Source organism: Lederbergia lenta NBRC 16444, from assembly GCF_001591545.1.
GTDB lineage: Bacteria > Bacillota > Bacilli > Bacillales > Bacillaceae_C > Lederbergia > Lederbergia lenta.
This window is the reverse complement of the sequence record NZ_BCVC01000001.1, coordinates 1,091,915-1,106,480: the sequence shown is the minus strand read 5'-3', so window position 1 is coordinate 1,106,480 and position 14,566 is coordinate 1,091,915. Positions and strand designations below refer to the sequence as shown.

Annotated in this window: 15 protein-coding genes; 2 read left to right on the top strand and 13 right to left on the bottom strand. The window is 35.9% G+C overall.

Annotated elements, in window-relative coordinates; all coding sequences use genetic code 11:
• Nucleotides 1-19 precede the first annotated feature (19 nt).
• The 5 genes from BLE01S_RS05125 to BLE01S_RS05105 all read right to left on the bottom strand — a co-directional run bounded on the left by BLE01S_RS05125 (nucleotide 20) and on the right by BLE01S_RS05105 (nucleotide 2,526).
• Nucleotides 20-565 carry an SLOG family protein gene (locus BLE01S_RS05125; RefSeq protein ID WP_066137891.1) on the bottom strand — a complete coding sequence of 182 codons (546 nt, stop codon included), beginning with the start codon at nucleotides 563-565 and terminating at the stop codon, nucleotides 20-22.
• Between the two features lie 67 nt (nucleotides 566-632).
• Nucleotides 633-953, bottom strand: coding sequence for a CotD family spore coat protein (locus BLE01S_RS05120; RefSeq protein WP_411825151.1), 321 nt, complete (start codon nucleotides 951-953; stop codon nucleotides 633-635).
• 249 nt (nucleotides 954-1,202) lie between these two features.
• A complete protein-coding gene (locus BLE01S_RS05115; RefSeq protein ID WP_066137883.1) occupies nucleotides 1,203-1,685 on the bottom strand; it encodes a YppG family protein in 483 nt (160 codons plus the stop codon).
• Between the two features lie 84 nt (nucleotides 1,686-1,769).
• Complete coding sequence (locus BLE01S_RS05110; protein ID WP_066137880.1) at nucleotides 1,770-2,150, bottom strand: YppE family protein; 381 nt, start codon at nucleotides 2,148-2,150, stop codon at nucleotides 1,770-1,772.
• Nucleotides 2,151-2,328: 178 nt separating this feature from the next.
• Nucleotides 2,329-2,526: a hypothetical protein gene (locus BLE01S_RS05105; RefSeq protein WP_066137877.1), complete on the bottom strand. Its 198-nt coding sequence runs from the start codon at nucleotides 2,524-2,526 to the stop codon at nucleotides 2,329-2,331.
• Nucleotides 2,527-2,864: 338 nt separating this feature from the next.
• On the opposite strand from BLE01S_RS05105, the gene recU reads away from it, so the two are divergent.
• Together recU and BLE01S_RS05095 are read left to right on the top strand one after the other, a co-directional pair.
• A complete protein-coding gene (gene recU, locus BLE01S_RS05100; RefSeq protein ID WP_066137872.1) occupies nucleotides 2,865-3,473 on the top strand; it encodes a Holliday junction resolvase RecU in 609 nt (202 codons plus the stop codon).
• 45 nt (nucleotides 3,474-3,518) lie between these two features.
• The gene (locus BLE01S_RS05095; RefSeq protein ID WP_066137867.1) at nucleotides 3,519-6,197 is read left to right on the top strand and encodes a PBP1A family penicillin-binding protein; all 2,679 of its coding nucleotides are present in this window, start codon (nucleotides 3,519-3,521) and stop codon (nucleotides 6,195-6,197) included.
• A 210-nt stretch (nucleotides 6,198-6,407) separates the two neighbouring features.
• Here BLE01S_RS05095 and BLE01S_RS05090 read toward each other — a convergent pair whose 3' ends face one another.
• From BLE01S_RS05090 to dinG, 8 genes are all read right to left on the bottom strand, one after another.
• Nucleotides 6,408-6,863, bottom strand: coding sequence for a YpoC family protein (locus BLE01S_RS05090; protein WP_066137865.1), 456 nt, complete (start codon nucleotides 6,861-6,863; stop codon nucleotides 6,408-6,410).
• A complete protein-coding gene (gene nth / locus BLE01S_RS05085; protein ID WP_066137863.1) occupies nucleotides 6,850-7,515 on the bottom strand; it encodes an endonuclease III in 666 nt (221 codons plus the stop codon). Before nth ends, BLE01S_RS05090 begins: the two co-directional genes overlap by 14 nt.
• Before the next feature lie 33 nt (nucleotides 7,516-7,548).
• Nucleotides 7,549-8,244 carry a DnaD domain-containing protein gene (locus tag BLE01S_RS05080; RefSeq protein WP_066137861.1) on the bottom strand — a complete coding sequence of 232 codons (696 nt, stop codon included), beginning with the start codon at nucleotides 8,242-8,244 and terminating at the stop codon, nucleotides 7,549-7,551.
• A gap of 89 nt (nucleotides 8,245-8,333) precedes the next feature.
• Nucleotides 8,334-9,626: an asparagine--tRNA ligase gene (gene asnS / locus BLE01S_RS05075; protein WP_145981926.1), complete on the bottom strand. Its 1,293-nt coding sequence runs from the start codon at nucleotides 9,624-9,626 to the stop codon at nucleotides 8,334-8,336.
• Between the two features lie 47 nt (nucleotides 9,627-9,673).
• Nucleotides 9,674-10,873, bottom strand: a complete 1,200-nt coding sequence (locus tag BLE01S_RS05070) for a pyridoxal phosphate-dependent aminotransferase (protein ID WP_066137856.1) — start codon at nucleotides 10,871-10,873, stop codon at nucleotides 9,674-9,676.
• Between the two features lie 17 nt (nucleotides 10,874-10,890).
• Nucleotides 10,891-11,367 carry a cell wall elongation regulator TseB-like domain-containing protein gene (locus tag BLE01S_RS05065; RefSeq protein WP_066137855.1) on the bottom strand — a complete coding sequence of 159 codons (477 nt, stop codon included), beginning with the start codon at nucleotides 11,365-11,367 and terminating at the stop codon, nucleotides 10,891-10,893.
• A gap of 21 nt (nucleotides 11,368-11,388) precedes the next feature.
• A complete protein-coding gene (locus BLE01S_RS21260) occupies nucleotides 11,389-11,523 on the bottom strand; it encodes a hypothetical protein (RefSeq protein WP_274379897.1) in 135 nt (44 codons plus the stop codon).
• A gap of 196 nt (nucleotides 11,524-11,719) precedes the next feature.
• Nucleotides 11,720-14,521 carry an ATP-dependent DNA helicase DinG gene (gene dinG / locus BLE01S_RS05060; RefSeq protein ID WP_066137853.1) on the bottom strand — a complete coding sequence of 934 codons (2,802 nt, stop codon included), beginning with the start codon at nucleotides 14,519-14,521 and terminating at the stop codon, nucleotides 11,720-11,722.
• Between the last annotated feature and the right edge of the window lie 45 nt (nucleotides 14,522-14,566).

The window sequence follows — 14,566 nt, the reverse complement described above, 5'->3', positions numbered from 1 at the left end:
CGGTAAAATTCACAATATGTTAAAAGTTGCTTTCATCTACTGCTGCCTGTAAATCATAAAAATCAATCATTCGGAGCTCATAAGATTTTGATTGTTGGTAAAGCTTTGCTGCTTCGTAAAAAAATTTAGGTGATCCTTCTTTTTCCTCATCATATAGGATGATGGCAGCATCTGTTTTTTGCAAGAAAAAATTATTTTTATTACGAAATTGCCAAGGTGCAGTGTATGGGAGTTTAGATAATGATTCTGTAAAATCTGCTTGCATCATCACCATTTCGTATAATTCTTTATTGTCCTCCTTCCATTTCTCTTCTTGATTTAGAAAAGGAGTAATCAAGGCAAGTTTTAATTCGTTATACTCCTCTTGCAACTCAAACACAACTTCTGCCGCCCATAATTCTACACCTGGTTGACCGGAAATGATAACCCATTCAAGCCCATCTTCCATAAGTTCTATAATCCTTCGGGAGATTGTTTTTTTTATGTAATCAATTGCCGGATCATTATTTTTATATATGCCGAGTTCATATGACTTATACCCAGTTAAGGCTGCGACCTTTATCATTTTCCTCCTCCTTTACTTCAAAAAGCAAGGATGGAAAAATTCCATCCTTGCCACTAAATATAGCATATTAATAAGGGAAACCTGGTCTTGGACCACAGCAACCCGGCCTTGGTCTATGTCCGGCTGGTCCTACACCCATTGGGCCCATTCCCATTGGCCCCATTCCTGGTCCTGGTCCAGGCATATTCATTTGCTGATTTGACACTTCATTTACGACTGATTCTGTGTGCGGGAAATAATGTTGATGTTGAAAATTCGTATGGTTGACGTTTGTCGTATGTGTTGGATGAATTTCTGGAACGATGACATTTTGGTGAGTGTGCTTTACACAACATTTAGTCGGATGAACAACTGCTGGAAGAACTTTTGGTCCACAATGATTAAACACATCAATTGCTCCTTTCATGTCTGTGATTTCTTTACACTTCTAGCCTATGAGAAATACTTGATACATGTACTAATGTAAACACCTATTTATTAGTGCTAAAATGTTTCAAATTCTGACTAAATAGTACAAATCTGAACTAGTTATTTATACATTTGTATATTTCACGTCGATTACTGCGCTTGCCCGGGAAATGAATTGATTATTTTCATTTTGTTTCCAAAATAAATCGCTTGTCTCACTATTATAAATCTAAAGTTTAAAAAATCCGCCGATACCTTTTGCCATAGATGATACTTGTGATAATGCATTTACAAGTTGCCCTGTTGTATTAACCATTTTATTTATATCATATGTGCCGTCTTGTGACTTAAAAGAATTTAGGATGGAGTTACTATTACCACCTTGTTTATTGTTGGAAGAACCAGTTTTTTGTGGATTTCCATGTTGGAATGCTACTTTCGGATTTGGTGTTCCATAAAAGTATCCATCATCAGGTTGTAATGGATTTTGAAATAGGTCATGACCAAATCCTTTTATTTTATTTTCATAAGGCGCATGATAATTTAGGTAAGGATGAAACCCTGCCGAATACAATGGGTAATTTGGATACATTGCTGGACGGGGCTGAGCTAGCCCATAATTTGGATACATTACATATCCATCCATAGAATGTGGGTAATATTGTTGTGGAAGTGACTGGCGATATATTCGGTTAGGATTATGATTGAACATTTTTTTGCCCTCCTAATCCATTCTTTTTACTATAGATTATGATATTAATATCTTATATGTGAGAACATTAAAACTCTCTGGCAATTAGTTATTGCCATGAGAGTCGGATAGATTAAGTTCATCAAGTAAACGGCTTAATACAAAATCAATGGATTGAATATGACTGTTAAATTTTTTCAAGCTGGACTCGGGGAAATAGGCACGTACAGAGACCATTTCAATATTTTCAGCAGTGTTTTTAATTTGCATAGGGTATAAGTTTTTTGGTTTATTTTTAATCGTCCACAATACTGCCTCTGGCTCCCATTTGTCACGACACTCTTTAACTTTGTCGGCAAATGGTTTTACTTCGCTATAAAAGTCTCCTTGTTTTCCAGTTGCTCGGCATCGATGAAAGTTTTCGAATGCTTCTTTATTATAGTTACTTAATCGTAAGGTTAACTCAAATAATTCATGCTTTTCCATTACACCACATCCTTTCTTTCATTTATCGTGCATTATATTTTGGATCCTATCGGATATAGATGCTAGCCACCTATCTTTTCACAATTATAGTTTCTTTACAAACAAAAAAAGCAGCATAAATGGCATGCTCCTTATCAAACTTCTATCATCGTAAACTTTAGCTGATGTATTATCAAGATTAAGAAACTCTTTGTATTTTATCTTTAGAAGCTAATTCTAAATATTGAAGTTTGTTTTCTATTTCCTGGCTACTTTCCCCCATCATTTCTATGATCCCGCTTCTTTCATTCTCTAACTTTTCCTCCATCAATTTCTCCAATTGTCGCAATTGAATATGGATCCCTTCCAGTTTTTTTAGACAGTCTGCTTTATTCATGCCTCCGCCTCCCTTCATACTCTATGATATTTATATTCCATATCTCTTTTCTTCTTCCTTCCTCACTGACAAAACTAGAAGCAATTCGGCAAACAAAGTGCTAACATGCTTTAACTCCGCTTTTTTTCGACAATGTTTTTTCATATATAATTATAAAAAATTCTTAAATAATGAAACTTAAGACGGTTTAATTACGTCTTATAGTGTTATAGGATTAGATTGGGGCATATTCTGTAATTCTGCATCTTTTTATGAATGTATGAGTCGGGCACTTCTATTCATATTTTTAGCACTTGATAGAGCTGTGGTATAATTTAGCAAGTGAGGTGAACACGATTATGGAATTTCATTACCCGAACGGAAGGAAATATACGTTAGACGCACGAAAGAAACTAACAACTCCAGCGCAAAAAAAGATTTCTTATTCTAAAAGAGGTATGGCTCTAGAAGATGACATTAATGAAACAAATCAATATTATTTAGTAAATGGAATGGCTGTTATCCATAAAAAGCCCACTCCCATTCAGATTGTCGAGGTAGATTATAAAAAAAGAAGTACTGCTGTTATAAAAGAAGCATATTTTAGACAAGCTTCTACGACAGACTATAATGGAATATGTGAAGGAAAATACATTGATTTTGAAGCGAAAGAAACACAAAGTACCACTTCTTTTCCTTTAATGAATTTTCACGAACATCAAATTAGTCATATGCAAAATATTGTGCAGCATAAAGGCATTGCATTTGTTATATTAAGATTCGCAAAAACGGATGAAGTTTTTTTATTAGAATGTGAAGTTCTATTTAACTTTTGGGAACGTATGAATAATGGCGGTAGAAAATCAATTACAAAGAAAGAAATTCATGATTTTGGACATAAAATCAACATAGGATACCACCCCCGATTAGATTACTTAAAAATCCTAAAAGAAATTTATTCTTTCTAATTTTATTGTATTTATTTGATATATCGAAAGTGAGGAATACTGCATATGGCAGAAAATCAACAATCACGTGTAGCAAGACGAAAACAGTCAACAAGTAAGAAAACAAATAAAGGAAAACGCACGAACATTTTCAAAAAAATCTTGTTTATTATACTAATCCTTGGGTTTGTGGGACTCGCATCTGGGGCAGGTCTATTTGCTTACTATGTAAAGGACGCGCCAAAGCTTGATAAAAGTTTATTAATTGATCCGGTCGCTTCACAAATATTAGATATGAATGATGAGCCAATTACCATTTTAGGAACCGAAAATAGGGATTACGTTGATTATGATCAAATCCCCGAAAAAGTTAGAGATGCAGTGTTAGCTACGGAAGACGTTCGCTTTTTCAAACATAGTGGAATTGATTTAAGAAGACTTGGAGGAGCTGTATTAGCCAATGTAACAAGAGGTTTTGGTTCTGAAGGAGCTTCTACTATTACACAACAAGTTATCAAGAGATCTTTTCTATCTGATGAAAAAACACTAAAAAGAAAAGCACAAGAAGCTTGGTTGGCTTTTCAGTTAGAGAGAAAATACTCTAAAGAACAGATTTTTGAAATGTATGTGAATAAAATTAACTATGCGAATGGAATTCATGGGATTGAAACTGCGTCCAAATATTATTTCGATAAAGAACTTTCCGAGTTAGAATTACAGGAAATGGCTTTACTTGCGGGACTTCCCCAAAGTCCATACAATTATGATCCCTATGCCTTCCCTGAAAAGTCTGATAAACGGAAAAATATTGTGTTGTCATTAATGGCACAACACGGAAAAATTAGTAAAGCCGAGATGGAAAAAGCACAAAACATATCTATTACTGATACATTAGTGCCAGAAGAATCAAATAATAAAAATGCTTATAAATATGATTCTTTTATTGACCAAGTCATTAGAGAAGTAGAATCACTAGGCGATTACAATGTATTTGCCGACGGTTTAATCATTCATACAACACTTGATCCAGATGCACAGGAATATACGGAAAAAATGTTGTTAACAAATGAAGTAATCGAATATCCCGATGAAGATCTTCAAGCAGGTATCGTTTTACAAGATACACAAACAGGAGAAATTCGAGCAATTGGCGGAAATCGTTTTAAGGATATTAAGCGTGGCACTAATTATGCAACAACACTTAGCACGCGTTCGCCAGGATCAACGATTAAACCAATCTTAGATTATGGACCTGCTATTGAATATTTAAACTGGTCCACATATGAACAAATTGTGGATGAACCATATAATTATACTGATGGTCCTCCGATCAGAAACTTTGATCAGAATTACCTTGGACAAATGTCGATTAGAGAGGCATTGTATCGTTCAAGAAACGTTCCAGCTTTAAAAGCATTTCAAGCAGCAGGATTAGACAAAGCTAGAGAGTTCGCATCACAATTAGGGCTAAATTTTAAAGATGATGATTTTTATGAATCAGCCTCGATTGGTGGAGTAACTAGCATTTCTCCAATGCAATTAGCTGGAGCTTACGCAACTTTCGGTAATAATGGTATGTATAATAAACCGCACACAGTAAGAAAGATCATCCTTCGCGATGGTGAAACGGAAGTTAAAAATACAATCAAGCCCCAAATTGCAATGGAAGATTCGACAGCATATATGGTTACAGATATGCTGAAAGATGTATTATCTGAAAAAGCTGGGGCTACGGGCAAAACGGCAATCATTCCTGGTCTACCAGCTGCAGGTAAAACTGGTACATCGAACTATACTGATGAGGAGATAAGCAAATATAATTTGAGTAGTGGTGATGTGCCCGATTCTTGGTTTGCGGGATATACGACTAATTATTCCCTTGCTGTCTGGACTGGTTATGATCAAAGAAAAAATCCATTACGTGCATACCCACATAATGACCAGCAAATAGCAAAAGAGCTATATAAGAACCTTATGCAACATGTATCCGAAGGAATAGAAACACCAGACTTCACTATGCCCAAAAGTGTTGTCAAAGCTGCGGTCGAAAAAGGATCAAATCCTGCGAAGAAACCAAGTACACACACTCCAGATAGCAATATCATCTATGAGTTATTCGTTGCAGGCACTGAACCAAAAGAAGTATCAATCGCGTTTGATAAACTGGATGCTCCTTCTGTAAAAGGTGAATACCATGAAGAACAAAATGAAATTCTTTTCTCATGGGATCATTCCGAAAAGAAAGATAAAGATATCAAATTCGAAGTGTCAATCAAAACTGCAAGTGGTCAAAACCAATCAGTAAGTGGAAATAATGAACAGCAATATACATTGACCGATGTAGAACCTGGAGAAACCTATTCAATCGAAGTTATTGCAATTAGTAATAAACAACGCAGTACACCTGGTACAGCAAGCGTGACCGTTCCTAAGGTAGATGAGGATGAAGAAAAAGAAGAAGAAATTGAAGATCCTGAAGACGAAACCACACCTCCTACAGAAGAAGATGCAAACGAAGGTGAGGCTGACAAGGATAAAGAGACTGATAAAGACAAAGAAAACGAAGGCAATGGTGCTGACAATAACAACAATGGAAATGGTAATACCCCTCCTGGAAGAGAGGAAGAAACTCCAGAAGCTCCTGAAAATCCAGCTAATGGAGAGAATGATGGACCCAATGAAGAGCAAGATTCTAATACAAACACTAATGAGCAACAACAGTCAGATGCTTCCAATAATAGTTAAAGATAAATAGTATGCAAAAATCCTGGGGTTTCCACCCCAGGATTTTTATGTTTTGTTGTAAAATAACTTTCCGAGTTAAAAACTACTATTGTGAGCGCGGTTGAAAGAAATTAACGCCACACCCTAAGCTTTCAGTACTTGCGCCTCTACTTTATCTCTCAATAGTTAATATTGTGGGCTGGCCTAGTTTTTACGTCGCTTAATAGGCGTTTACGCTTTCTTAACTGCAAACTTTTTTTGTTGTTCTAGCATTAATTCTTGCAGTTGTTTGAATGTATGAAAGGATGTAGGGCGGGAAAAAATGAATATTAGTCGATCATATATATTAAAGGGTTTGATCTGAAAGTTAGTTAATTTTCCCTCTAATTGTTTGAGATTTACAGGTTCTCCGTTTGTCCAAAATAATAGTTGTAAAAAAATAGCTATAGCCCCTAACATCATGTTTTTTTCACCATTTTTATTAACTTTAAATTGCTTTTCCAATACACCATTTAATTGTTCCCATTGAAATAGTAAACCTGTTATATTTTGGTCCATTTGTTGCCATGGGTATACTTTCGTTTTGTCTCTGGTATAATAGCCGATCTCTTCAGAGAATAATTTAAGCTGAGCCTCGTTAAACAATGGATGTTGTAGTTGATCGGGAAGTTCATTATACTTTTTCAATGGATTTTATCTTCTTCATTCTTTTTTTTCCTTCTCTACAAACTTCCAGTAACGGACAAATCGAACATTGTGGATTCTGCGATTTACAGTGATACCTTCCAAAGAAAATCATTCGATGATGAGTTACAGACCATTCATCTTTTGGAACTTTACGCATGAGGGCTTTCTCTACTTCAAGGACATTATCTTTCCAACGACAAAATGCTAGACGTTTACTCACTCGTTCTACATGTGTATCTACAGCAATAGCCGGTTCACCGAAAGCTACCGACATTACTACGTTTGCTGTCTTACGTCCGACACCTGGCAACTTAACTAACTCTTCACGCTCAGATGGAACGATCCTATCATAATCATCAATCAACATTTGCGATAATTTTTGAATGTTTTTAGCTTTATTTCGAAATAAACCAATGGAACGAATGTCATTTTCGAGTTCAGCTAATGGCACTGCTAAATAATCTTCAGGTGTTTTATATTTTTCAAATAGTGTTTCTGTTACCCGATTTACCAACGCATCCGTACATTGAGCTGAAAGCGCTACGGCGATTACTAATTCAAATGAATTAGAATGATTTAATTCGCAATGTGCGTCGGGAAACATTTTCCCCATTTCATCAAGACAAAAGCGAATTTCTTTTTTATTCAACATAAGATTCACTCACCCTTTGACCTTTTGCAATAATTATTGTTCTAGCCAATTAAAAAAGGGAACTGAATTCGAGTTTTGAACAGGCGGATTAGTTTGTTTAGATTTTTGGCGAAATTTTAATCCTTGTACTCGGGCTTGTTCCACAGTATTTACTCCGTTTTTCTTCCATTCTAATAAAATTCGATCAATATAACGGAAATTTAGTTTTCCAGACATAACTGACTCCCTTAAAGCAGCTTTAATCATAACTGGATCCTGTCCGTCCTGATCCATCCACATTCCTAATGATTCACACTCAATCGGCGTAAGCGGTCTTCCAAATTCCTGTTCAAATATAGAAAATAAATCTTGCTCTTCTGTTAGTACCTTCTCGAGATTTGATTGTTTTTTCTCTCGAATCATTTCTTCAGCTAATCTAATCCATAACGGTGTAAGAGAGTATCTTTCAAACCTGATTTCTTCCTCGGAGCAACCCTCTTCAATTTTAATCATACCAAGCTGCATCAGCTTTCTTAATATGGAAGCACACTCGCTGCTCGTAATTGTCATTCGTTCAGAAATTTCTTCAGGCGTAGGAAACTTATTCCCTTTTTCAGAAAAAGAAAAAATATGCAATAGTACAACTAATTCTTTCTCGTCTAAACCTATCTGACGATAGTTATTCATTAGTAAATTAGGTACGTGTATCATTCCCTCTTCAATCCAAGATACCATTATTTCTTTATCCATATGGATCTCACCTCTTTTCAAGTTTTCTCTATGTTGTACATCGATAGCAAGGCCACGCAACAACCATAATAGTTGTACGTGGCCTTTTGTTAAGGATATAGACGATTTAGGAGTCTTGGGAAGGGTATTGTTTCCCTTACATGTTCTACCCCTGATATCCAAGCTACAGTGCGTTCCAGACCTAGGCCAAAACCTGAGTGAGGAACGGATCCGTATTTCGATAAATCAAGATACCATTTATAAGCGTCAAGCGGAAGCTGGTGCTGCTCAATTCGCTGCTTCATTAATTCATAGTCATGAATACGTTCAGACCCACCAATAATTTCACCATATCCTTCCGGAGCAATCATATCGGCACAAAGGACGACATCATCTCGATCAGGCGCTGGTTGCATATAAAAAGGTTTAATTTTTGTTGGGTAATGAGTAATGAAAATTGCCTGGTCATAATGATTGGCAATGGCTGTTTCGTGAGGAGCACCAAAATCATCCCCCCACTCTATATCATCAAATCCTTGTTCATGAAGAAACTTAATTGCCTCATCATACGTAACCCGCGGAAATGGAACAGAGATTTTTTCAAGCTTTGCCGTATCTCTTCCTAGTCTCTCTAACTCAAGAGCACAATTTTTCAATACAGATTGAATAATATGTGTTATATATTCCTCTTGAACTTTTAAGCTGTCTTCAAACTCATAAAAAGCCATTTCCGGCTCAATCATCCAAAATTCAATCAAGTGACGACGCGTTTTTGATTTTTCTGCTCTGAATGTAGGACCGAATGAAAATACCTTGCCAAGTGCCATCGCTGCAGCTTCCATATATAACTGACCACTTTGGGATAAGTAAGCATCTTCATCAAAATATTTTGTATGAAATAATTCTGTTGTTCCTTCTGGAGAACTACCCGTTAAAATAGGTGGGTCAATCTTAACAAAACCATTTTCATTAAAAAACTCATACGTTGCACGGACGATTTCATTTCGAATCTTCATAACAGCGTGTTGACGGCGTGAACGTAGCCATAAGTGGCGGTTATCCATTAAAAATTCCGTGCCGTGCTCTTTAGGTGTTATCGGATAATCTATTGCTGCTTGGATCACTTCCACCTTTGTAACTTGCATTTCAAAACCAAATGGTGATCGATTATCTTCTTGGATCGTACCAGTAACGTAAACAGATGATTCTTGAGTCAACGATTTAGCAGTTTGAAAAACCGCCTCTTCTACCTCACTTTTTACCACTACACCTTGCATAAATCCAGTTCCATCCCTTAGTTGTAAAAAGGCAATTTTCCCACTGGATCTTTTATTGGCAAGCCAAGCTCCAATTGTAACTTCTTGGCCAACATATTTACTTACCTCTGAAATCGTTGTTTTCACAAAAAACATCCTTTCAAACCATTGATCTTTAACAAGATTAATCTTGCTTATTTATTGTCGTTTATCTTTTTTTCGATAAATAGACGGATTCGCTCTACAGCTTCTTCTAAAAGTTCTAGGGAAACTGCATAGGATAAACGAATATTTTCCGGAGATCCAAAACCCGAACCAGGAACTACTGCTACATGTGCTTCCTCTAGCAATCCAGTAACGAAGTCATCTACTTTATCATATCCCGCCATACTAGCAGCTTCCTTCACGTTCGGGTATAAGTAAAATGCACCTTGGGGTTTTTTACAGCTAATACCTGGGATAGCGACTAATTTATCGTAAATGATATCCAACCTTTTTTCAAATGCTTGTCTCATTGTTTCAACTGTGTCCTGCGTTCCTTCATACGCTTCGATTGCACCAAACTGTGATGTGGTTGTTGGATTTGACGTAGAGTGGCTTGCAAGATCTGTCATTGCTGAAATAATACTTTGGTCTCCCGCTGCATATCCAATCCGCCAACCAGTCATAGAGTGTGATTTTGAGACTCCATTAATAATAATCGTTAAACCTTTCAATTCTGGAGATACTTCAGCAATAGATGTATGTGTATGTTGCCCGTATACAAGTTTTTCATAAATTTCATCTGAGATGATTAAAAGATTATGTTTCACACACACTTTACCAAGTGCTTCCAATTCTTCTTTTGTATAAAGCATTCCTGTCGGATTATTAGGTGAATTAATAATGATTGCTTTTGTTTTTTGCGTAATAGCTGCTTCTAGCTGTTGTGCATTTATTTTAAAATCATGCTCCTCGGTCCCTTCGACATAAACAGGTACACCGCCAGCAAGCTTTACTTGTTCAGGATAGCTTACCCAATAAGGAGTAGGAATAATTACTTCATCCCCCTCATTTAATAGTACTTGAAATAACGTAAATAAGGCATGTTTTGCTCCATTTGTGATGATAATTTCATTATTTTTATATTCAAGTTTTTGGTCATTTTTCAATTTATTAATTACAGCCTCTTTTAATGCTGGTAGCCCACCAGAGGGAGTATACTTTGTCATTCCATCTTGCATGGATTGATATGCGGCTTGAATGATATTTTCAGGTGTATTGAAGTCTGGCTCACCAGCTCCTAATCCAATCACGTCAAGCCCTTTTGATTTTAGTTCTTTTGCTTTAGCTGTGATTGCTAAAGTGGAAGATGGTGTTAATGCATTCACTCTATTCGCTAAAGAAATTGTCATATAAATCCCTCTTTCGCCTATAAATTGTCAATTTTTCTCCACCATTCCCCAGTATCGAAATGGATATAATAATAATTTAAATTGGATTTTTCATCTAAATAGGCAAGCTCCCAAATTGGCAAATCTTTTTCTATGCCGAGCCGTACCCCTAAAATTTCTTTCGGTTTTTCTTCATTAAAAAGTTTATTAATAGCATCCTGTTCAGATATCCCGTCAGACAATTTTTTAATTACTAATTTTTCTTTTGGGTTGTCTGGTATCCATACAACTTTTTGGACTCCTGCTTTGTCTTTACCAACGATTGTATAGTAGGTATGAGAACCATTATAAATGTAATATTTGTCGATCGAAACAATTTCTGCTTCTTTTCCCGCTTTTTTTTCTGCCATTTCCCTGTCGTTATTAAATGGTGCTCTAGCCTTAGAATAAATGACGATCGAAACGACAGCGATAATTAAGACGATGGAGGAGATAAGTAAAATCCATTTTTTCATGTCTTAGGTTCCTTATAGACATTAAATTGTGAAAATAAATGGATCATGACCTTTTCGACCTACTTCATAAAATTGATTTTCACTATATATTCTCTTTGATACATTTCTCATACAAAATAATTCAGCACTAGATTGTGCCTTTACTGATTTTTCCAATCTTACTCCTCCTTATTACAACAAAAATTGGCATTAGTAACAGTCGCTCTTCGGGTAATACTAATTTTACGAACCGCAAGACCACTTTCTCATTATATCAGCATTTGAAGCAAAACATGAGAAATTTGCGTTTCCAAATAAATCTGACCCACAACCTTGGGAACACTACGTTTTTATACGTGGTTGTTCCCTTCTATCATAGCCACTTTTCTATTGTTGATATAATCTCTTTTAATGGCCCTCTTTCTATTGGAACGTTTGGTAAAGACTGCAGAAATGCTTGGCCATATGAACTTGTATCAATTCGCCTGTCCATTACAATAACAACTCCACGATCTGTTTCTGTTCTGATTAATCTTCCAAATCCTTGCTTAAAACGAATGACTGCTTCAGGCAATGAGTGTTCAGAAAATGGGTTCTTTCCCCTCTTCTTAATCGCTTCATTTCTTGCTGCAATGATTGGTTCGTTAGGTGGGGAAAATGGCAACCTCACAATAACTAAACAAGTTAGATCCTTTCCAGGTATATCTACACCTTCCCAGAAACTACTTGTGCCAAACAGAATTGCTTTATTAAATTGCTGAAAACTCTTTGTTAAACGCGTGCGACTTCCTGATGTAACACCTTGTGCTAACATAATAAATTCATCGAGTGCCCCACTATCTTTCATTAAGTTATATGTCTTTCTCAACATATCGTAGGATGTAAATAATACGAGCATCCGCCCATCTGTCACGCTAGCTATGGCCGCTAAATGTCCAGAAATCGCTTCAATATATTCTTCAGTCTTGGTATGACGAACTTCTGGAAGATCTGTAGGGATCATTAATTTAGCCATCTTATCGTATGCAAATGGAGATGGTATGATCGTTTGCATAAGTGAGTAATTATTTAAGCCTACCTCTTGAAGAAAGTACTTAAATGAGTGATCAACTGTAAGTGTAGCTGAAGTCATGACAACACTTTTTTTATCCGAGAAAAAATGCTCTTTTAGAAAACCACCAGGATTTTCAGGTTCAGAATATAAGCCAATACTATTTGGCAATGTCCTAGTATCACCCTCCATCCATACTACTTCTTGGATGTTAGGGGTTAGCATAAAATCTTTTATTTTTGCGCCTAATGTCAGCCATTCCAACATAAAGCTATTTGCTTCTTCAACGAAAGCTCGTTCTGTAATTGGAATTTCTTTTTGTTCTTTTATAAGTTCAAGTCGATCTTCCAATCCCAAACGAATTTGTTTATGGAAATCAAGCGTTCGCTCCGCACACATCAATACAGATTGCCAATCCCTCTCTTGTCTCATCTCTTCGGTAAATCGCACTTGATGTTTCGCCACATTTTGGGAAAGTTTGCGTTCACTTTTAATAATCCATTTACTTAATAGCATAAAGAAATCATCGACTTCTGCGTCTAAGCGTAAGATTAAATTATCAAATTGGGAAGTAGAAACCTTTGGGACGATATTATGATGCTGAATAATTTGCTCAATTTTAGCAAATAATTGGTTTTTATCAAAAGTACCAATATTATTAATTAAAAATTTGAAAGCATTAAACTCTATTTTTTTCCCTAAACTTTTACTCGCTGCCTTGATGAAATTATGCGCTTCATCGATAATAATAAACTGTGAATCTGGAAGCAAGTTTCGTTCTTGTTCTATATCCACTAATAACATAGAATGATTTGTAATTACTATTTCTGACTGAAGTGCAAGATGTCTAGCATGCATATAAAAGTCACGAGAGATCCATGGATCTTTTTCCTTTTGTAAAAACCATCCATCATGTTTCATTCTCTCTTTGTAATGTTTCCCACCACTTGAAAAGTTTACTTCGTCCATATCACCAGTCTCTGTTTGAATAAGCCAGACGAGTATTTGCATTTTAGTCAGAACATTATCATATGAGTGGTCCCTATCAGTGAGTGACTGCTCGAATTTCAGCATGTTTAAATAATTGCTTCTTCCTTTTAGAACTGAAACACGAAAAGGAAATGGAATAATATCTTTGAGTCTTCTTATTTCATTATATAAAAGTTGATCCTGCATTTGCACCGTATATGTACTTATGATGACCGATTGATGATGTTTAACAGCATAATATAATGCGGGAATTAAATATCCGAGTGATTTTCCAATTCCTGTCCCAGCTTCAATAACAGCATGCTTTTCACCAACAAAAGCCTTATAAACCGTATCCATCATTTGCATTTGACCTTCTCGTTTTTCATATCCATTTACAAATGAAGTTAATAATTTTTGTTTTTCTTCCATGCTAGAAGGGTATTCCACACTCTCATTATTATCGACTGTATCTGGTTGGAATTTTTTTCTCAGGGCAATCCCGCGATGCACTTCCAACGCTTCTGGCAAATCTTCCAATTTCATTCTTTTTTCTTGAATAATCGAATGTAATAATAATGCAATATTACTTTTTAAATGATGAGCTAAATCTGTTAATTTCTCTATAGTAATGAGCGGTAACTGTCTTATGTTCTCAATGAGAAACAGAAGAAGTTCTGAGGTTACTAGGGCATCACTATCAGCTTGATGGGGATTTTCGTGTTCAAAACCAAGCATCTCTGACATATCTGATAGCTTATAGCTAGTTGACATGGGCATAAGTACTTTAGATAATTCAACAGTATCTATAGATTCAGTAACGCAATTTCGATAACCTGCTGCCCCCAATTCCCCTTGTAAGAACCCAAGATCAAAAGGTACATTATGTGCTACAAAAATAGAATCAGCTAATAAACCGTAAATTTCATCGGCAATTTCTGAAAACGTTGGAGCATCTTTAATCATATCATCATGAATGCCAGTCAGCTCTTCAATAAAAGGCGGTACTGAAATCCCCGGATTTACGAATGATGTAAATTGATCTACAATCTGATAATTTTCTATCGTTACAGCAGAAATCTGGATGATCCGATCGCCTTTTTCATATGTATTTCCAGTTGTTTCTAAATCTACAACGACAAATTTACGTGACACATTTACTCACACCTTTTAGGATGTTCAAAAAAAGACTGGAATTTA

Coding starts and splice junctions, on each gene's coding strand:
- nth (WP_066137863.1), bottom strand. CDS start 7,515: ATGTTGAATAAAAAAGAAATTCGCTTTTGTCTTGATGAAATGGGGAAA.
- BLE01S_RS05105 (WP_066137877.1), bottom strand. CDS start 2,526: ATGAATAAAGCAGACTGTCTAAAAAAACTGGAAGGGATCCATATTCAA.
- BLE01S_RS05095 (WP_066137867.1), top strand. CDS start 3,519: ATGGCAGAAAATCAACAATCACGTGTAGCAAGACGAAAACAGTCAACA.
- BLE01S_RS05065 (WP_066137855.1), bottom strand. CDS start 11,367: ATGAAAAAATGGATTTTACTTATCTCCTCCATCGTCTTAATTATCGCT.
- recU (WP_066137872.1), top strand. CDS start 2,865: ATGGAATTTCATTACCCGAACGGAAGGAAATATACGTTAGACGCACGA.
- BLE01S_RS05110 (WP_066137880.1), bottom strand. CDS start 2,150: ATGGAAAAGCATGAATTATTTGAGTTAACCTTACGATTAAGTAACTAT.
- BLE01S_RS05125 (WP_066137891.1), bottom strand. CDS start 565: ATGATAAAGGTCGCAGCCTTAACTGGGTATAAGTCATATGAACTCGGC.
- BLE01S_RS05115 (WP_066137883.1), bottom strand. CDS start 1,685: ATGTTCAATCATAATCCTAACCGAATATATCGCCAGTCACTTCCACAA.
- BLE01S_RS05080 (WP_066137861.1), bottom strand. CDS start 8,244: ATGGATAAAGAAATAATGGTATCTTGGATTGAAGAGGGAATGATACAC.
- BLE01S_RS05070 (WP_066137856.1), bottom strand. CDS start 10,873: ATGACAATTTCTTTAGCGAATAGAGTGAATGCATTAACACCATCTTCC.